Annotated in this window: 17 protein-coding genes, 1 pseudogene and 1 riboswitch; of the genes and pseudogenes, 4 read left to right on the top strand and 14 right to left on the bottom strand. The window is 60.4% G+C overall.

Annotated features, from left to right (window positions below; genetic code table 11):
• Nucleotides 1-70 precede the first annotated feature (70 nt).
• From NVV72_00760 to NVV72_00730, 7 genes are read right to left on the bottom strand one after another with little or no spacing between them, the layout of a single operon-like run.
• Nucleotides 71-1,726, bottom strand: coding sequence for a thiamine pyrophosphate-binding protein (locus NVV72_00760; GenBank protein MCR6657925.1), 1,656 nt, complete (start codon nucleotides 1,724-1,726; stop codon nucleotides 71-73).
• The gene (locus NVV72_00755) at nucleotides 1,723-2,721 is read right to left on the bottom strand and encodes a CoA transferase (protein ID MCR6657924.1); all 999 of its coding nucleotides are present in this window, start codon (nucleotides 2,719-2,721) and stop codon (nucleotides 1,723-1,725) included. Before NVV72_00755 ends, NVV72_00760 begins: the two co-directional genes overlap by 4 nt.
• Entirely contained in the window at nucleotides 2,718-2,888 is a 171-nt protein-coding gene (locus NVV72_00750) for a CoA transferase (GenBank protein MCR6657923.1), read from the bottom strand. Before NVV72_00750 ends, NVV72_00755 begins: the two co-directional genes overlap by 4 nt.
• 21 nt (nucleotides 2,889-2,909) lie before the next feature.
• Complete coding sequence (locus tag NVV72_00745; GenBank protein ID MCR6657922.1) at nucleotides 2,910-3,236, bottom strand: hypothetical protein; 327 nt, start codon at nucleotides 3,234-3,236, stop codon at nucleotides 2,910-2,912.
• A 16-nt stretch (nucleotides 3,237-3,252) separates the two neighbouring features.
• Nucleotides 3,253-4,422, bottom strand: coding sequence for an acyl-CoA dehydrogenase (locus NVV72_00740; protein ID MCR6657921.1), 1,170 nt, complete (start codon nucleotides 4,420-4,422; stop codon nucleotides 3,253-3,255).
• Entirely contained in the window at nucleotides 4,415-5,950 is a 1,536-nt protein-coding gene (locus NVV72_00735) for an aldehyde dehydrogenase family protein (protein ID MCR6657920.1), read from the bottom strand. Before NVV72_00735 ends, NVV72_00740 begins: the two co-directional genes overlap by 8 nt.
• 10 nt (nucleotides 5,951-5,960) lie before the next feature.
• On the bottom strand, nucleotides 5,961-7,241 hold the full coding sequence (locus NVV72_00730) for an FAD-binding oxidoreductase (GenBank protein MCR6657919.1): 1,281 nt from the start codon (nucleotides 7,239-7,241) through the stop codon (nucleotides 5,961-5,963).
• A gap of 101 nt (nucleotides 7,242-7,342) precedes the next feature.
• On the opposite strand from NVV72_00730, the gene NVV72_00725 reads away from it, so the two are divergent.
• The 3 genes from NVV72_00725 to NVV72_00715 are packed head-to-tail and all read left to right on the top strand — an operon-like array spanning nucleotide 7,343 to nucleotide 9,166.
• Entirely contained in the window at nucleotides 7,343-8,242 is a 900-nt protein-coding gene (locus tag NVV72_00725; protein ID MCR6657918.1) for a LysR family transcriptional regulator, read from the top strand.
• Nucleotides 8,243-8,246: 4 nt separating this feature from the next.
• Nucleotides 8,247-8,450: a hypothetical protein gene (locus NVV72_00720; protein ID MCR6657917.1), complete on the top strand. Its 204-nt coding sequence runs from the start codon at nucleotides 8,247-8,249 to the stop codon at nucleotides 8,448-8,450.
• The gene (locus tag NVV72_00715) at nucleotides 8,447-9,166 is read left to right on the top strand and encodes a quinate 5-dehydrogenase (GenBank protein MCR6657916.1); all 720 of its coding nucleotides are present in this window, start codon (nucleotides 8,447-8,449) and stop codon (nucleotides 9,164-9,166) included. Before NVV72_00720 ends, NVV72_00715 begins: the two co-directional genes overlap by 4 nt.
• A gap of 70 nt (nucleotides 9,167-9,236) precedes the next feature.
• On the opposite strand, the gene paaC is transcribed toward NVV72_00715, so the two are convergent.
• Complete coding sequence (gene paaC, locus NVV72_00710) at nucleotides 9,237-9,953, bottom strand: phenylacetate-CoA oxygenase subunit PaaC (GenBank protein ID MCR6657915.1); 717 nt, start codon at nucleotides 9,951-9,953, stop codon at nucleotides 9,237-9,239.
• A 370-nt stretch (nucleotides 9,954-10,323) separates the two neighbouring features.
• A complete protein-coding gene (locus NVV72_00705) occupies nucleotides 10,324-11,364 on the bottom strand; it encodes a glycosyl hydrolase family 18 protein (GenBank protein MCR6657914.1) in 1,041 nt (346 codons plus the stop codon).
• 96 nt (nucleotides 11,365-11,460) lie between these two features.
• Nucleotides 11,461-11,530, top strand: a riboswitch (guanidine-III (ykkC-III) riboswitch).
• A 14-nt stretch (nucleotides 11,531-11,544) separates the two neighbouring features.
• Here NVV72_00705 and NVV72_00700 point away from each other — a divergent pair.
• Nucleotides 11,545-12,429, top strand: a complete 885-nt coding sequence (locus NVV72_00700) for a DMT family transporter (GenBank protein ID MCR6657913.1) — start codon at nucleotides 11,545-11,547, stop codon at nucleotides 12,427-12,429.
• On the opposite strand, the gene NVV72_00695 is transcribed toward NVV72_00700, so the two are convergent.
• The 5 genes and pseudogenes from NVV72_00695 to hppD all read right to left on the bottom strand — a co-directional run bounded on the left by NVV72_00695 (nucleotide 12,426) and on the right by hppD (nucleotide 17,288).
• Complete coding sequence (locus tag NVV72_00695; protein MCR6657912.1) at nucleotides 12,426-12,782, bottom strand: Rieske (2Fe-2S) protein; 357 nt, start codon at nucleotides 12,780-12,782, stop codon at nucleotides 12,426-12,428. The genes NVV72_00700 and NVV72_00695 overlap by 4 nt on opposite strands.
• Nucleotides 12,779-13,436 (bottom strand): annotated as a pseudogene (gene maiA, locus NVV72_00690) (maleylacetoacetate isomerase). Before maiA ends, NVV72_00695 begins: the two are co-directional and overlap by 4 nt.
• 27 nt (nucleotides 13,437-13,463) lie before the next feature.
• On the bottom strand, nucleotides 13,464-14,729 hold the full coding sequence (fahA, locus tag NVV72_00685) for a fumarylacetoacetase (GenBank protein ID MCR6657911.1): 1,266 nt from the start codon (nucleotides 14,727-14,729) through the stop codon (nucleotides 13,464-13,466).
• Between the two features lie 145 nt (nucleotides 14,730-14,874).
• A complete protein-coding gene (gene hmgA, locus NVV72_00680) occupies nucleotides 14,875-16,143 on the bottom strand; it encodes a homogentisate 1,2-dioxygenase (GenBank protein MCR6657910.1) in 1,269 nt (422 codons plus the stop codon).
• Between the two features lie 101 nt (nucleotides 16,144-16,244).
• Nucleotides 16,245-17,288 carry a 4-hydroxyphenylpyruvate dioxygenase gene (gene hppD / locus NVV72_00675; protein MCR6657909.1) on the bottom strand — a complete coding sequence of 348 codons (1,044 nt, stop codon included), beginning with the start codon at nucleotides 17,286-17,288 and terminating at the stop codon, nucleotides 16,245-16,247.
• Nucleotide 17,289: the final 1 nt, after the last annotated feature.

The raw sequence follows: 17,289 nt of genomic DNA, 5'->3' as shown, positions 1-17,289 counted from the left end.
CGACTGAGCAAAGACAAATAAAAATGGCGGCTGAAATATCCAGCCGCCATTTTTCTGTTTGGTTTGAAACCTATTCGCCGCGAGCGACCTGATCAAGTGTTTTAGCCGGCGTTATGGCTTGGGGATCGATGAAGCAATGGATGATGGCGGGCTTGCCTGAGGCTTGCGCACGCTGGAAGGCCGGGGCGAATTCGGCCGTGGTGCGTACAGTCTCGCCGTGGCCACCGAAAGCTTCGGCATAGGTCTTGAAATCCGGGTTTTTCAGGTCGGTGCCGACGACGCGGTGTGGATAGGTCTTTTCCTGGTGCATACGTATGGTGCCATACATGCCGTTGTCGATGACCAGAATGATGACCGGGATGTCGTACTGTACGGCGGTGGCAAACTCGTTGCCGTGCATCAGGAAGCAGCCGTCACCGGCGAAGACAACCACCGTCCTGTCCGGGAACTGACGCTTGGCCATGATGCCGGCGGGTACGCTGTAGCCGACACTGCCAGAGGTTGGGGCGATCTGGGTACGCGGCCGGGTATGGCGCCAGTAACGGTGCAGCCAGATCGCGTAATTGCCGGCACCGTTGCAGGTGATGGTGTCGGCCGGCAGGTTTTCGCGCAACCATACCATGACCTCGCCATACTGGAAATCGCCGGGGATCTGCGCCGGCGTGGTGGTCCACATCAGGAAATCCATATGGGCGTTTTCGGTCTCTTCGGCCCATGTGACGCGCTCGGGCGTCTTGAGGTAACTCAAGGATTGCGCGAAGGCGTCCGGTGCGCAGACAATGCCGAGATCCGGTTGATAGACCTTGCCGATCTCCCCGGCATCCGGGAAGATATGAACAAGGGTCTGCTTTGGTTGCGGGATGTCGATGAGAGTATAGCCGGAAGAAGGCACCTCGGCCATGCGCGCACCCAGCAGGATCAGCAGGTCGGCGTCTTTCACGCGGTCGCTGAGCTTGGGGTTCTGGCCGAAGCCGAGATCGCCGGCATAGGACGGATGATCGGCGGGGAACAGCGCCGAACGGCGGAATTCAGTAGCGACCGGGATTTGGAAGCGCGTAGCGAAATCTGCAATGGCCTCGCAGCCTTCATAACTCCAGTTGCTGCCGCCCAGGATGATCAGCGGGCGTTTGGCGGTTGTCAGCAGGGCATCGAATTGCTGGAAAACATCGATCGACAGTTCCGGCCTGGCAAAGGTCAGCGGCGGCGCGTCAGCCACGTCCTCTATATCGGTCAGTACGTCTTCCGGCAGGGAGATGACCACGGGACCGGGGCGCCCCTGCATGGCGATGCGAAAGGCGCGGGCGACGATTTCGGGGATGCGTTTGGCATCGGTGATCTCGACCACCCATTTGGCGGTGCTGCCGAAAAAGGCTTCATAATCCATTTCCTGGAAAGCGCCCCGCCCCAGCATGGCGCGCTCCACCTGACCGATGAAGAGGATCATCGGCGTCGAGTCGTGCTGGGCGATATGAACGCCGTGGGCGGCATTGGTGGCGCCGGGGCCGCGGGTGACGAAGCAGACACCGGGGCGGGCGGTCAGCTTGCCATAGGCTTCGGCCATGATGGCCGCGCCGCCTTCGTGGCGGCAGATCAGCACGTCGATATTGGCGTCGTACATGGCGTCGAGCGCGGCCAGATAGCTTTCACCCGGCACGCAGGTGATGCGATCGACGCCTTGAATCAATAGTTGATCAACGAGAATTTGGCCGCCAGTGCGCTGAGTCATTTGGAAGTCCATTGGGCTTGCCCGGAGCCGAGCATAGGGGAGGGAGAGGGGGCGGACATGCGTTCGCTGTTGATAACGATGGGCGAGGCGACGCCTGAGACTTTCGAGCCATCAGCGGCGGTCAATTCCAGCCGCATACCACGATGGATGATCTGGGGATCGTTAAAGACGTCCTCGATGCGATTGATCGGTCCGGCGGGAACCCCGGCGGCCTCGAACGCCGCCAGCCATTCGGCACGGGTCTTTTGCATCAGGTAAGGTTGCACAGCGGATTGTAAATCCGTGCGGCGGGCGACACGCAGGGCATTTGTGGCGTAGTCCGGATTGAGGGCGACATCGCCAGCGCAGAGGGTGGCGCAAAACTTCTGGAATTGGCCATCATTGCCGACTGCCACAATGATATGACCGTCCGACACCTTGAAGACCTGATAGGGCGCAATATTGGGATGGGCATTGCCGAGGCGCGAGGGCGATTTGCCGGAGACGAGATAGTTGCTGGCCTGGTTGGCGAGGATCGAGGTGGCGGTATCGAACAGCGACATATCGATATGACAGCCTTCGCCGCTGATCTCCCGGCCGCGCACGGCGGCGAGAATGGCGGTCGAGGTATAGACGCCCGTGAAGATATCGACCACGGCGACGCCCACTTTCTGCGGTTCGCGGTCCGGCTCGCCGGTAATGTCCATCAGGCCGCTCATGCCCTGAATGATATAGTCGTAGCCGGCGCGGGCAGCATAGGGGCCGGTCTGGCCGAAGCCGGTTATGGACGCATAAATCAATCGTTGATTTATTTGTTTGAGCGACTCGTAATCGAGGCCATATTTTTTGAGACCGCCGACCTTGAAGTTCTCGATCAGGATATCTGCCTCGGCGGCCAGGGCACGGATGGCGGCCTGACCTTCCGGCGTCTCGAAAGCGATGGCGACCGAGGATTTCCCGCGATTGGTGGCGTGAAAATAGGCCGCGCCCCATGACTTGCCCCCGGCGTCGGTCACGAACGGCGGCCCCCAGTGCGGGTGTCGTCGCCAACTTCGGGACGCTCGATCTTGATGACCTGGGCGCCGAGATCGGCCAACACCTGTCCGCACCACGGACCGGCGAGGATGCGGGCGAGTTCGAGGACTTTGAGCCCGGCGAGGGGTTTAGCGTGTGGTTTGGTCATCCACATTTGGCCAAATCTTGCTCAAGTTGAAATGCTTTTCGTCGGCTCATAATTTATTTTCCAAATGTCCAGTTCAAATAACTGGTCATTGTCATCAATATTCAAAGATACAATGACATCGATATTGTCATTGTCCTTCAGAATCAGATCGCCGATTTGTACCTTGAATTTTCTACCTTCTTGGTTATGCCCATCAAGACATAGCTTCAGGCTTCCCATGCCCCCATCACGCATTGGGATTACAAGCAGGCGATCTTGCCAATGTTCAGGCGGAGAATAATTTGCGGTACGCTTCAAGATATCGCTTATCAGCGTCATTTCTTTTTCGGTCGGACGACGTTGCGACATTGAGTTTGCCTGAGGTTTAATAAAACGCCTGCAATCCGGTCTGCGCCCGCCCAAGGATCAAGGCGTGGACATCGTGTGTGCCTTCGTAGGTATTGACCGACTCCAGGTTCTGCGCATGACGCATGACGTGGTATTCCTCATGGATGCCGTTGCCGCCGTGCATGTCACGCGCCTGACGAGCGATATCGAGCGCCTTGCCGCAGTTGTTGCGCTTGATCAGTGAGATCATTTCCGGCTGCATCTGGCCGGCGTCGAACAGTTGTCCGACGCGCAGGGCGGCTTGCAGGCCCAGGGTAATCTCGGTCTGCATATCGGCCAGCTTTTTCTGGAAAAGCTGCATCTGCGCCAGCGGCTTGCCGAATTGCTTGCGATCAAGGCCATACTGACGCGCACGATGCCAGCAATCTTCCGCGGCACCCATGGCGCCCCAGGCGATGCCGTAGCGCGCACGGTTGAGGCAGCCGAACGGTCCCTTGAGGCCCGACACGTTAGGCAGCAGAGCGTCTTCACCGACCTCGACACCGTCCATGACGATCTCGCCGGTGATCGAGGCGCGCAAAGACAGCTTGCCGTGGATCTTCGGCGCGGAAAGCCCCTTCAGGCCCTTTTCCAGCACGAAGCCGCGGATGACGCCATCAAGCTTGGCCCAAACCACGAAAACATCGGCGATGGGTGAGTTGGAAATCCACATCTTGGTGCCGTTGAGGCGATAGCCGCCGTCAATCTTTTCGGCGCGCGTGGCCATCGAGCCGGGATCGGAGCCGGCGTCTGGTTCGGTCAGGCCGAAGCAGCCGACCCATTCGCCGGAGGCCAGCTTGGGCAGGTATTTCATCCGCTGCTCTTCGGTGCCATAGGCATAGATCGGATACATGACCAGGGACGACTGCACGCTCATCATCGAGCGGTACCCCGAATCGACGCGCTCGACTTCGCGGGCGATCAGGCCGTAGGCAACATAGGAGGCGCCGGCGCCGCCATATTGTTCCGGCAGGGTGGCGCCGAGCAGACCAAGTTCGCCCATCTCGTTGAAGATGGCGCGGTCGGTGTGCTCTTCGCCATAGGCCTTCAGCACTCGTGGCATCAGGGAACCCTGCGCATAGTCGCGCGCGGCTTCCATGATCATCCGTTCGTCATCCGTCAGTTGCTCGACGAGCAAAAGCGGATCATCCCATTGGAAATCAGACATCGAACACCACGCCCTGGGCCAGCGGCAGGGTGCTGCCATAGTTGATGGTGTTGGTGGTGCGGCGCATATAGGCGCGCCAGGCGTCGGAGCCCGATTCACGGCCGCCGCCGGTTTCCTTTTCGCCACCGAAGGCGCCGCCGATTTCGGCGCCCGAGGTGCCGATATTGACATTGGCGATGCCGCAATCCGAGCCGGCGGCCGACATGAAGAGTTCGGCTTCACGCATGTCGTTGGTGAAGATGGAAGAGGACAGGCCGGCCCCGACATCGTTCTGCATGGCGATGGCGTCTTTAATATCAGAATAGCGCAGGATGTAGAGGATCGGGGCGAAGGTTTCACGCAGGACCGGGCCTTCGTGCTTGCTCATTTCGACAATCGCCGGGCGGACATAGTAGCTGTTGTCGCCATAGACGCTAACGCGTTCGCCGCCGATGACCAAGCCGCCGGCCGCCTTGGCTTCACCGAGCGCCTTTTCAAAACCGTCGAAGGCCAGTTTGTCAATCAGAGGACCGACGAGCACGCCGTCTTCCATCGGATTGCCGATCTTGACCGAGCCATAGGCCTTTTTCAGGCGCGGCACCAGGGTGTCGTAGATGCTGTCATGGACGAACAGGCGGCGCAGAGTCGTGCAACGCTGGCCGGCGGTGCCCATGGCCGAGAAGGCGATGCCGCGCAGGGCGAGATCGAGATCGGCGGTGGGGGCGATGATGGCGGCGTTGTTGCCGCCGAGTTCGAGGATCGAACGGGCGAAGCGGGCGGCCAGCTTCGGACCGACGGCGCGGCCCATGGCGGTCGAGCCGGTGGCTGAAACCAGCGCGACCTTTTCGTGATCGACCAGGACTTCACCGATTTCGCGCGCGCCGATGATCAGGGCCGACAGGCCTTCCGGAGCATCAAACCCAGCATTGACATAGGCCTTGAGCGCGCGTTCAAAAAGCGCGTGGGTGGCCAGGCCGGTTAGGGGAGACTTTTCCGATGGCTTCCAGACGATCGAGTCGCCGCAGACCAGGGCCGGGGCAGCGTTCCACGCCCAGACGGCAACCGGGAAGTTGAAGGCCGAGATGATGCCGACGACGCCCAGCGGCTGCCGGGTTTCCATCATGCGGTGGCTGGCGCGTTCGGTGGCGATGGTCAGGCCGTAGAGCTGGCGGGAGAGACCGACGGCGAAATCGCAGATGTCGATCATTTCCTGCACTTCGCCGAGACCTTCCGAGGTCACCTTGCCGACTTCGAGCGAGACCAGCTTGCCCAGTTCGGCCTTGTGGGCGCGCAGTTCTTCACCGAAGAGGCGTACCAGTTCGCCACGCTTCGGGGCCGGGATGACGCGCCAGTCGAGGAACGCCTTATGCGCGGCGTCGATGGCGTTTTTGGCGTCGGCGGCCGAGCTCTCGAAGACATCGGCGATGCGATCGCCATTGATCGGGGAATGAACGGCCAGAGAGCCGCCGGTATAGGATTTGGCTTCGACGCCGAGGGCTTTCAGCAGGTCAGAGACCTCAGTCGCTGTCTTGGTGGTTTCGGTGATCATGTTCGGTTCCTTAGAAACGTGAGTCAGTCAAATGGACGGCTTGCGCGCCGACCTCGTAAAATACTTCTTTAATGGCCCGCATCTTCGCCTCGGCGGGCGTGGTGACGGGCAGGGGCAGGTCGTCTTCACCCTTTTCGCCGGCGATCAGTTCGGCCAGGGTGCGGCCCATGACGGTGCCCGGCGCGATTCCCCGGCCATTATAGCCGCTGATGCCGATGACCTTGGGCGCGAATTTGTGAAAACGCGGCAGGTTGTCGTCGGTCATGCCGATCTGGCCATACCACTCCGCTTCAAACTTCACATTGCCGATTTGGGGGAAAATCTTGTGCAGGGCGCGCAGGGCCCAGTCGCGGTGGATCGCCTCGCCCATGCCTTTCAGCGCACCAACGCTGCCGAAGATCAGGCGGCCATGCACATCCATGCGGAAGGAGGACAGGACTTCCTTGGTGTCCCATACGCCTTCCTTGCCCGGCAGGATAGTCGCGCGGATATCTTCCGGCAGGGGCACGGTGGCGAAATTGAAATAGGGCAGGTGGATCTGTTCGCGACGGATAATCTCCCACGGACCCTGGGTATAGGCGTCGGTGGCCATGATCACCCAGCTGGCCGTGACCGAGCCCTGCGGCGTTTTCACGCGCCATTGTGAACCATCGGCCGTCACTTCAAGCGCGGGAGAGCCGGTGTGGATTGTTGCGCCCTCTTTCAGCGCCGCCCTTGCCAGTCCGCGCACATAGGCCGGGGGCTGGATGGTGCCAGCGCGCAGGTCGAGCAGGGCGCCGGTATAGGCGCTGGAACCGACCTTTTCGGCGGTTTCCTCAGCGGAAAGCAGGCGCACCGGCGCACCACGCGCCTGCCACTGCTGTTCACGTTGTTGCAACTCTTCCAGACCGGCCTGGCCGACGCCGCAATGCAGGGTGCCGTGCTTTTGCAACTGGCACTTGATACCGTAAGTATCGACAATATCGAAAACTGCCGATGGGGCATCGCCCAGCAATTTCAGCAGACGGTCGCCGTGGACCTCGCCCAGCACATTCGGCAGTTCATCAGGCATGACCCACATGCCGGCATTGACCAGCCCGACATTGCGCCCGGCGCCACCGTAGCCGATTTCCCTGGCTTCCAGGACAACCGAGGCCACGCGCTTTTTCGCCAGATGCAGGGCCGCCGAATTGCCGGTATAGCCGCCGCCGATGATGCAGACCTGCGTGTGCACATCACCGGTCAGCACGGCGGTGGCCGGTGCGGCAGGCGCGGTGGTTTCCCATAGGCCGTGTGTTTTGCTACCCTGCATGTCATTCCGTATTTGTATGGACAATAGGCTTATACGCGCTAATATGGGTCTTATCCATTGCCATTTCGGCAATATATCATTCTTATTTGGAATGAAGTCTGATGCTTGCCCCACGCCGTTTTCTGCCGCCGACTGCCCACCTGCAAGCCTTTGAGGCCGCCGCACGCACCGGCAGCATCACCACGGCGGCGCGCGAACTGGCCCTGACGCAAAGTGCTGTCAGCCGCCAGATCAAGGCGCTGGAGGATTTGCTGGAGGTCGAGCTGTTCCACCGCGAACGCCAGACCATTCGCCTGACCCCCGGCGGCGAGGTCTATGCCCGCGAAGTCCGCGATGCGCTGAAGAAGATCAGTACCGCCTCGCTCAACCTGCGCGCCAATCCGTTGGGCGGCACGCTCAATCTCGCGGTCCTGCCGACCTTCGGTGCGCGTTGGCTGGCACCGCGTCTGCCGCAGTTCCTGGCGCAGAATCCGGCGACCACGCTCAACCTGACCACCCGCCTGAGCCAGTTTGATTTTCGCCAGGAAGCGATGGACGCCGCCATCTATCATGGCACCGGCGATTGGCCGGGCGCGCAGACGCAAATCCTGCGCGAAGAATATGTCGTGCCTGCATGCAGTCCGGCCCTGCTGGAGCGCTACAGGTTCGAGACTCCGGCGGATATCCGTAAGGCGCCGTTGCTGCATATCACCACGCGGCCCGACGCCTGGGAGCGCTGGCTGCGTCAGAATGAGGCGCCGGCCGAGCATGTGCAAGGGATGCTGTTCGATCAGTTCGCCACCATGGCCCAGATGGCGCGCGCCGGACTGGGCGTGGCCCTCCTGCCGGATTTCCTGATCGAGGAAGAACTGCGCACCGGCCAGTTGGTTCGGGCGCTCGACCTGCCCATGAAAAACGCCGAAGCCTATTATCTCGCCTGGCCGGAAGATCGCGCCGACCACCCACCTCTGGTCGCTTTTCGTGACTGGCTACTGACCGAAACCGCTATTGATAACGGATAGTCCCATGCAAAACCTGACCGCGCACGACCTGATCGAACGTTTGCCCTATGCGCTGCTGACGAAGCAATTGCCCAAGCTGTTGCAGGGCGAGACGACCTCGCCGCAGCGCCATGTCCACACGGTTAGTATTCAAGGCGAGCCGGACGCAACCCTGCTGATGATGCCGGCCTGGAGCCAGGGCATGGGGGAGTCAAGATCGTCAATGTGACGCCCGGCAATGCGCGGCGTCACCTGCCGGCGGTGACGGCGAGTTATCTGTTGTTCGATGCGGTGACCGGCGAGCATATGGCCCTGCTCGACGGCGGCGAACTGACGGCGCGGCGCACGGCGGCGGTGGCGGCGATCGCGGCCGACCGGTTGGCGATCGAGGGCGCCGGGCATCTGCTGCTGGTCGGTTCAGGACGAATTGCCAGCGAGTTAGCCTTCGCCTACCGCGCAGTGCGCGAAATCGAAACGGTTAAGGTTTTCAGCCCGACCGCAGCCAATGCGGAGAAATTGGTTTCGGCCCTCAAGGCGGGCGGTTTCCATGCCGAGGTCTGCACTGATCTGGCGGCCGACGTGGCGAAGGCCGATATCATCGCCTGCGCCACCCTTTCCAAAGCGCCGCTGATCAAAGGGGAATGGCTGCGCAATGGCCAGCATGTGGCCCTGATCGGCGGCTATCTGAAGGATATGCGCGAGGCCGACGATACCGCCATGACGCGCGCCGACATCTGGGTCGATAGCTTCGCTGCCCTGAGCGAGGCCGGTGACCTGACCCAGCCGATCGCCGCGGGCCTGCTACATCATGAAATGATCAAGGGCACCTTGCAGACGCTTTGCGCCGGTGAGTCTGTGCCTGGCCGGGAAGGCCGCATCACGCTGTTCAAGAGCGTGGGCGACGCTGCGCAGGATCTGGCGGCGGCGGCGCTCGCTGTAGGCTGATTACCAGCGCGGATCCGCTTCGTGTGGCGGGATCTGCATGTCGTGCAGCAGCAGGGCTACATGCTCACTGTCATGGCCCTTGCGGCCCAGGATTATAGAGCGCCTTGCCTTTGGCGGCGCTCAAGCCGGCCTCGCTCAATACGCTGGCGATGCGATGATCGAACTCGTCGCGCAGAGCCGCTTTGCAGATGGATATGCCGTCCGTCAGCAGGGCATTATCGACCTCGTCCATGATAAACAGCTCATCGACGAAGTGGGACATGAAGTCCATGCTCTTTACCAGGCGCTGATGGCTGACGCAGGAGGCATCTCCCAGCCGGATCATCCAGTCGCGGGCGAAATCGACGTGATAGGCGACATCGCCGGCGCATTTGGCGGCGATCTCGGCCATGGCCTTGTCGGATGACCCCTTGAGGGCTTCCAGGAACAGAAGCTGGTAGTTGGAAAACAGGAACTGCCGCGCCAGGGTCTGGGCGAAATCGCCATTCGGCTGCTCGACCAGAAGGCAGTTATGGAAATCGTGGGTGTCGCGGCGGAAGGCCAGGGTATCGGCATCGCGGCCCCGCGGGTCATGCCTGGCGGCCAGTTCCAGCCAGAAGGTGGCTTGGCCGACCAGATCGAGCGCCAGGCTGGAGAGGCCGAGGTCGACCTCCAGGCTGGGGGCGTGGCCGCACCAGGCGCTCAGGCGCTGGCCGAGAATGAGGGCATCGTCGCCCAGGCGCAGCGCATATTCAAAAACGTCGTTGTCGGCTTGAGGGGCGGGCTTTGTTTTTGTGCTGGTTTTCATGGCGTTTTGTTCCCTGTATCCTTTTTCATCGATGGTGGGGCTAATGCGTTTCGACGCCAGTGACAAAAAAATGCTGCACCGTGGCAGGATGCAGCATTTTCGCTATGTCTGGCGAGTGACGCCGCCCGGTTTACGCACGCTGTCTGGGTGTGGCTTGGGGCCGAGGTGGTGCTCGAACCCTGGCTGAGGCGCGGAGGCGTAAACATTGTGCTGTCTGTGGCGTTTTCTCTTGTTATTGAAAACACAATACAAAAAACCCGACGCAGGGTCAATTTCAAATACTGACATTTATGTCAAATTTGGAAAATTGACGACGGATCGAGATATTTTGTCGCATGACGCGATGCAATCGGAAATTATGCTGCGCAATTCACTCTGCGGTAGAATTGAGCGAGTCGTGCAAGGCATCAAGCAGGCTGTTCGGCCCCGGCTGATCGGCTGTCAGTTCCCAGATCATGACGCCAGCGCCGTTCTGCCGGGCCAGTTCGGCCTTCTGGCGGATCGTCGGGCGGCCATTATAGGTGACGTAATCGCAACCGGCGCACGCCTTGCCGAGGATATCGTTTTCGGCGACCGAATCGCCATATTCCGCCAGCAGGCCCTTGTAATCATGGAAGCCGAGTTTGTAACTGCCAAAGGCGTGACCGTAAAAGGGCACGCCCAGCACCAACTGGCCCTTTTTCACCCCGCGCGCCTGCCAGACGGCGATATCGTGTTTCGCCATGCCCAAGGTGGCGTGCTCATCACCAGGCGTACCCCATGAAGGACCAATGGCATCATAGGACATAATGTTCACATAGTCGAAATACGGCACGGAAGACACGGGCACCATGCCGCCTTCAGCCGAGGCCGTGGCGCAGGTCAGCAGCTTGCCACGCTTTTTGAGTTCGGCGCTGAGTTCCTGGATGAAGGGCGTATAGTCTCCGGCGGTGTCGATAGCCGTCAGAACGTCCCATTCGAGATCGACATCCAGGCCATCGAGGCCAGTCTTATCGAGAAACTTTATGAGGTTGGCCACGGTGGCGGCGCGGTTTTCCGGCTTCAGCAGCTTAGGCCAGTCACCGGAACATTTGGGGATAATGCCACCGCCCAGGGAAATCAGCACCTTGACGCCGGCCTTGTGCGCGCGGTCGATCACCGCCTGCACATCGGCCACCGGCAGGGCGCCATGTCCTTCGGTATCCATGCAGGCCATCAGGGCGCCATTGACGACCTGGCCCTGCGGATCGGGATTGACGAAGGACAGATTGATATGGGTGACCTTGGTCAGGTCGACGGAGTCCATATAGGGCAGCATGGGGCCCTTGAAAGCTGGCAGATAACCGATAATTACCGGTTTGGGCGCGGGCTTGGCCATTACCGGCGCAGCCATCAGGGCCGCGGACGCCATCAGGGCGACGAGCGATTTCATGGTTTTTCCTCCATTTTTCCGAAGGGTGGCCTACCTATTTGTCATAAGCAATAAGACCAATTTTATTTTTCACATCCGTTGAGATTGTCATATCGAGCCGCTATCCTGGGCGCAGATATTCTCCGGACGAGGTGCGCCGTACCCGGTCATGACAAGACGACGCCTAACCGGAGTCGAATCATGTCTAAAAATCCCAAACCCAAAAATACGAAAGTATGGGCGATCATCGCCGTTCTGATCGCCATTGTCTCCGTGCAGCTTGGCGCCACGCTTAGCAAGCATGTCTTTCCGCTGGTCGGTTCCGAAGGCACCACGGCGTTGCGCCAGTTCTTTGCCACGGTTTCATTGCTTATTGTCTTCCAGCCTTGGCGCGGTGGGCCGGAGCGGAAGCACTGGCCTGTGCTGGCGCTTTACGGCGCCATACTCGGCGTCATGAACCTGGTCTTCTATGCCTCCATCGCCCGCATTCCGTTAGGGATAGCCGTGGCACTGGAATTTTCCGGGCCGCTCACCGTGGCGATCCTGGGGTCACGCAAATGGAGTGACTTTATCTGGGTGGCCTGCGCCGTGGCAGGGCTGCTGATCTTGCTTCCGTGGGGAGACGGCAGCACGGCGCTCGATCTGCTGGGCGTGGTCTATGCCCTGATCGCTGGTGTGCTGTGGGGGCTTTATATCATTGTCGGTCAGAAGGTCGGCGATCGGGTACACGGGGGCAAGGCTGTGGCGCTTGGCATGGCCTTTTCGACCATTTTCACCGTGCCGATCGGCGTCGCCTTTGCTGGGGCGTCGTTGCTGTCGCCGATCATACTGCTCTACGGCGTCGGTATCGGTATCCTGGCCAGCGCCATTCCCTATGCGCTGGAAATGATCGCGCTGAAAGCCATGCCGGCCAAAACCTTTGGTCTGATGATGAGCCTGGAGCCGGCCGTCGCCGCTCTGCTGGGGCTGGCTATCCTGCATGAGCTACTGACGCCGCTGCAATGGTTGGCGGTGGCGCTGGTGATCATCGCCTCGGTCGGTTCCAGCCTGACCGCCAAGCGCGGCTCAAACGACGCCACGGCTTAAGCGGTCACTATAAAACCGTCTTCCACGCGTACCGGCCACGGTGTCAGCGACTGCCCGGCGCAGGGACCGCCGACACACTGACCGGAGGAGATGCGGAACAGGGCGCCATGCCAGCTACAGGAAATCAGGTCGGCCTGGGGTGTCAGGTAGTCGTCCAGTTCCTGCGCCAGGGGGAGGCCGGCGTGTGGGCAGCGATCGACATAGCCGTAATAGTCATCGGCTTTACGTACCACGAAGCCATGAAAATGCGCCTCGCCAATTTCCAGCACGAAGTTGCGCGCGCTGTCAGGCGCGATGAGATCCTTTGGCCCCAGTTTTACGCCGGCGGGCGTGGCGTAGACTCTTAAACTCATCTGGTATTGAAATCGACCGTATCGGCATCGGGCTGATGTGCCGGGTGGGCACGCGAAAAAGGCTGGGTGCTCATCGCAGCGCTCATTGACCGCGCGGATATTTGGATAGGGATCCAGGCTGACGCCGAAACGTTGGGCAGAAAAGACCTGCGGCACCAGGAAGCAATCGGCCAGGGTCGGCCGCTCACCGAAGCAGTAGCCGTCGCCATGGCGGGCGATCAGGGTTTCCAGGGCTGTGAAACCTTCGGCAATCCAGCCTTTGGCCCACATCTTCGTCTGCGTTTCGTCGGCGCCCCAGTCGTTCTTCAGTTCGCGCAGAACACGGAGATTATTGAGCGGGTGGATATCGCAGGCGATCATCCCTGCCATGGCACGAACCACGGCGCGGTCGGCGGCGGCGCGCGGCAGAAGCGGCGGTTCCGGGCAGGTTTCCTCCAACCATTCGATGATTGCCGAACTTTGCGTCAGGACATGGCCGCCGATATCTAGCGCCGGCACTAGCCCTTGCGGATTGAGCGCCTTATAGCTGTCGAGATGCTGGGCATTGGTGCGCAGGTCATGACTGTCCTGTTTGTACTCCAGCCCCTTGAGATTAAGAGCGATACGAACGCGATAGGCGGCGCTGGAGCGCCAGTAATCATGCAATTTGAGCATCCTCGCCTGCTTTCTCTTATCTGGCTCTTATCCGGCGGGTAAAATGCGCCCGCGGCAGTCTCCGAACCCGATGCTGACACAGCCGTCGGCTTCGGCATAGGCTCTCAAGATAAGCGCATCGCCGTCTTCAAGGAAGGTTCGTGTTTCATTTGATGGCAAAGTCACGGGTTTTTTACCGCCTTCTGACAGTTCGAGCAGGCTGCCGGCACTGTCCGGGGAAGGGCCGGAAATGGTTCCTGTGCCCAACAGGTCACCGGTTTGCAGATTGCAGCCATTGCTGGCGTGATGGGCGACCAGTTGTGCCGGCGTCCAGTACATATGGCGCGCCTCGCTGTGGCTGAGGGCAAACGGCGGCAGATTTTGCGCGCGCATTTCGGCCGTCTCGATCAATACCTCCAGCGAGAGCTTCAGCGCACCACTGGCCTGATCGGTCGCGTCCCATAGGTAGGGCAAGGGCTTGGGATCACCTTCGGGGCGTGGAGCCTGCGCCAGCCGGAAAGGCGCCAGGGCTTCCGGAGTAATGATCCAGGGCGAGATCGTGGTCATGAAGTTCTTGGCCAGGAATGGGCCTAGCGGCTGGTATTCCCAGGCTTGGAAATCGCGCGCCGACCAGTCATTGAGCAGGCAGTAGCCGGCGATATGTTCGGCGGCGTCAGTCATCGCGATGGGCTGGCCGAGATCATTGCCTGGGCCTATCCAGATGCCGAGTTCAAGTTCGAAATCGAGCCGCTTGCTTGGCCCGAAGGAGGGCGTTTCCGTATCCGGCGCCTTGGTCTGCCCTTTTGGGCGGATGACCGGTGCGCCGCTGGGGCGGATGGAAGAGGCGCGGCCGTGATAGCCGATCGGCACATGCTTGTAATTCGGCAGCAGGGGATTGTCCGGCCGGAATAGCTTGCCGACTGTCACCGCATGGTGGATGCCGGCATAGAAGTCTGTATAGTCGCCGATGTGGGTCGGCAGGTGCAATGTGCAGTCGGCGGCGGTATGAAGGTAGGGCTCGGCGGCTTCGCGGTACTGCGGATCGCTGAGCAGTTTCGACAGTTGCTGGCGCAGGGATTTGCGCAGGGCCGGCGTGGCCAGAACGGCCTCCATGATCAGACTGTCCTGCATCAGGCCTGCGGCCACGAGCGCCTGCCATTCGACGATCTGATCACCGATGGCCGTGCCGGGACGCGGGGCTTCATTGGCCGGTGAGAACAGGCCGAGCGGCAGGTTCTGGATCGGGAAATCCGCATGGCCATTGGCACTGGCGACCCATGAGGTCAGTTTCGGATCGTGGGTTGTATCTATCATTCTGGCTCCTGCGCCTGGCAAGGCGCATTTAAAGGTTTAGCCACAGATGACACAGATGAGCACAGATGCGCTTCGCGCACTTTGATGAGGTGTCTGCTATTCATGCAAAATATCTGTGCCCATCTGTGTCATCTGTGGCTAAATCTTACTTTCTTGGCAGTTCGGCCTTTTTGAAATTGTCCCAGCAATGGTCGTAGTCGCGTTGCAACAGCGGCGTTTCCATGGCCCAGGTCGTCGGGATAAAGGGCAGGCGGCTCTCGAACATGAAGGCCATGGTGCCTTCGATCCTGTGCGGTTTCAGCTCAGCGGCGACAGCGGCCTCATAGCTCGCCTTGTCCGGGCCGTGGCCGTTCATGCAGTTGTGTAGGCTTGCGCCGCCGGGGGCAAAGCCGTCTGCCTTGGCATCATAGGCGCCGGTGATCAGGCCCATGAATTCGCTCATGATATTGCGATGGAACCACGGGGGGCGGAAGGTGTGTTCGGCCACCATCCAGCGCGGCGGAAAGATGACGAAATCGGCATTGGCCGTGCCGGGTGTTTCCGAGGGTGAGGTCAGGACAGTGAAGATCGACGGATCGGGATGGTCGAAGCTGACCGTATTGATCGTGTTGAAGCGCCGCAGGTCGTAGCGATACGGTGCCAGATTGCCGTGCCAGGCCACGACATCGAGCGGCGAATGGTCCACGCGTGCCGTCCACAGCCGACCGCAGAACTTCTGGATCAGTTCATAGTCACCATCGATATCCTCGAAGGCAGCGACGGGTGTCTCAAAATCGCGCGGATTGGCCAGGCCATTGGCGCCGATCGGTCCAAGGTCCGGCAGGCGAAAGGGATGACCATGGTTTTCCAATACATAGCCGATCGCGTGACCTTCTGGCAGGGCGACGCGGAACTTCACGCCGCGTGGAATGACGGCGATCTGGAGTGGTTCGAGCTTTAACACCCCCATTTCGGTGAAAATTACGAGTCGGCCCCATTGTGGCACGATCAGCCATTCGCCATCGGCATCGAAAAAGGCGCGGTTCATCGAGCGGTTCGCCGCGTAGAGCCATACCGTTACGCCGGTTTGTACCGTCGGGTCGCCATTGGCGACGTAGGCGGTCAGGCCGTCAATGAAATCGGTCGGTTTGTCAGGCGCAGTCAGCGGTGACCAGCGCAGGCGGTTGGGGGTTGGCGATGCGAAGGCGGGCGCGTCACGGTAAGGGGTAAACGGTGCGTGGCTGGCTGAAGGCCGCAGGCGGTAGAGCCAGGAACGGCGATTCTCAGTGCGCGGCGCGGTGAAGGCCGAGCCGGAAAGTTGCTCGGCATAGAGACCGAAAGGCATGTGTTGCGGTGAGTTTTGGCCAACTGGCAGCGCACCCGTCACCGCCTCGATGGCGAAGTGATTGCCGAAGCCGGTCATGTAGTCTGACATCTGCGCTTCCTCCCGTTATTATAGAAAGCAAGAAACCCCACCGCCCCGCCGCTGAAGCGGCGCGGTCCCGCTCCCCATCATAGATGGGGAGGTACAAGAGGTTACGCTACCTTGATCACGCCGCGCCGGATCTGATCCAGTTCGATTGACTCAAACAGCGCCTGGAAATTGCCGTTGCCAAAGCCCTGATTACCCTTGCGCTGGATGACCTCGAAGAAGATCGGCCCGAAGGTGTTCTCGGTGAAGATCTGCAACAATATGCCTTCTTCGCCGACATTACCATCGATCAGGATGCGGTTGGCCTTCAGGCGTGACAGGTCTTCGCCATGGCCGGGCACGCGCTTATCGACGAGGTCGTAATAGGTCTCGATCGTGTCCTGCAATTTCACGCCACGAGCGCGTAGCTTCTCGACCGTCTCATAAATATTGTCGGTGGTCAGCGCGATATGCTGGATGCCCTCACCATTATATTGACGCAGGAATTCCTCGATCTGGCTCGTGTCGTCCTGGCTCTCATTGAGCGGTATGCGCAGCTTGCCATCCGGCGCGATCATCGCCTGCGAGAACAGGCCGGTCGCCTGGCCCTTGATGTCGAAATATTTCTGCTCCTCGAAGCCGAAAACCTGGGCATAGAAGCTTGACCAGGTGCGCATCTGGCCGCGCGCCACATTGTGCGTCAGGTGGTCCAGCACCTGAAAGCCAACGCTGTTCAGGTGTTCATCGTCCGCCGCGCCGGGCACGGCGTCCCAGTCTGCGTAAATATCGTGATCGACGAGATAGAGCAGCGAGCCGCCGATACCCTTCAAAGCGTAACTGCCTTCGCCCAGCGCGCCCTGAGACGCGTCGGCCGCCTGAGCGCCATTTTGCAAAGCCAGTTCATAGGCCGTTTTCGCATCCGAAACGCGGAAGGCCATGCCATTGGCAGAAGGGCCGTGATGTCCGGCGAAATCGATGGCCTGCGGGCTGGCGGCGGTATTGAGCAGGAAGTTGATCGTGCCCTGCTTGTAGCGCACAATATCACGCGTCTTGTGGCGCGACGCGGCGACAAAGCCCATCATCTCCAGTTGCGCGGCCATGGCGGCGGTATCCGGACCGGTGAACTCAACAAACTCGAAACCGTTCAAGCCTAAAGGATTAGCATTCATT

It is taken from the genome of Asticcacaulis sp., from assembly GCA_024707255.1.
In the GTDB taxonomy this organism is placed as follows: domain Bacteria; phylum Pseudomonadota; class Alphaproteobacteria; order Caulobacterales; family Caulobacteraceae; genus Asticcacaulis.
The sequence above is the reverse complement of the archived record's forward strand: the minus strand, read 5'-3'. Positions and strand labels throughout refer to the sequence as shown.

What these genes read in the sequence shown, in the direction of transcription:
- NVV72_00760 (MCR6657925.1), bottom strand. Translation starts at nt 1,726, where the DNA reads ATGACTCAGCGCACTGGCGGCCAAATTCTCGTTGATCAACTATTGATT.
- NVV72_00750 (MCR6657923.1), bottom strand. Translation starts at nt 2,888, where the DNA reads ATGACCAAACCACACGCTAAACCCCTCGCCGGGCTCAAAGTCCTCGAA.
- NVV72_00745 (MCR6657922.1), bottom strand. Translation starts at nt 3,236, where the DNA reads ATGTCGCAACGTCGTCCGACCGAAAAAGAAATGACGCTGATAAGCGAT.
- NVV72_00740 (MCR6657921.1), bottom strand. Translation starts at nt 4,422, where the DNA reads ATGTCTGATTTCCAATGGGATGATCCGCTTTTGCTCGTCGAGCAACTG.
- NVV72_00735 (MCR6657920.1), bottom strand. Translation starts at nt 5,950, where the DNA reads ATGATCACCGAAACCACCAAGACAGCGACTGAGGTCTCTGACCTGCTG.
- NVV72_00730 (MCR6657919.1), bottom strand. Translation starts at nt 7,241, where the DNA reads ATGCAGGGTAGCAAAACACACGGCCTATGGGAAACCACCGCGCCTGCC.
- NVV72_00725 (MCR6657918.1), top strand. Translation starts at nt 7,343, where the DNA reads ATGCTTGCCCCACGCCGTTTTCTGCCGCCGACTGCCCACCTGCAAGCC.
- NVV72_00720 (MCR6657917.1), top strand. Translation starts at nt 8,247, where the DNA reads ATGCAAAACCTGACCGCGCACGACCTGATCGAACGTTTGCCCTATGCG.
- paaC (MCR6657915.1), bottom strand. Translation starts at nt 9,953, where the DNA reads ATGAAAACCAGCACAAAAACAAAGCCCGCCCCTCAAGCCGACAACGAC.
- NVV72_00705 (MCR6657914.1), bottom strand. Translation starts at nt 11,364, where the DNA reads ATGAAATCGCTCGTCGCCCTGATGGCGTCCGCGGCCCTGATGGCTGCG.
- NVV72_00700 (MCR6657913.1), top strand. Translation starts at nt 11,545, where the DNA reads ATGTCTAAAAATCCCAAACCCAAAAATACGAAAGTATGGGCGATCATC.
- NVV72_00695 (MCR6657912.1), bottom strand. Translation starts at nt 12,782, where the DNA reads ATGAGTTTAAGAGTCTACGCCACGCCCGCCGGCGTAAAACTGGGGCCA.
- fahA (MCR6657911.1), bottom strand. Translation starts at nt 14,729, where the DNA reads ATGATAGATACAACCCACGATCCGAAACTGACCTCATGGGTCGCCAGT.
- hmgA (MCR6657910.1), bottom strand. Translation starts at nt 16,143, where the DNA reads ATGTCAGACTACATGACCGGCTTCGGCAATCACTTCGCCATCGAGGCG.
- hppD (MCR6657909.1), bottom strand. Translation starts at nt 17,288, where the DNA reads ATGAATGCTAATCCTTTAGGCTTGAACGGTTTCGAGTTTGTTGAGTTC.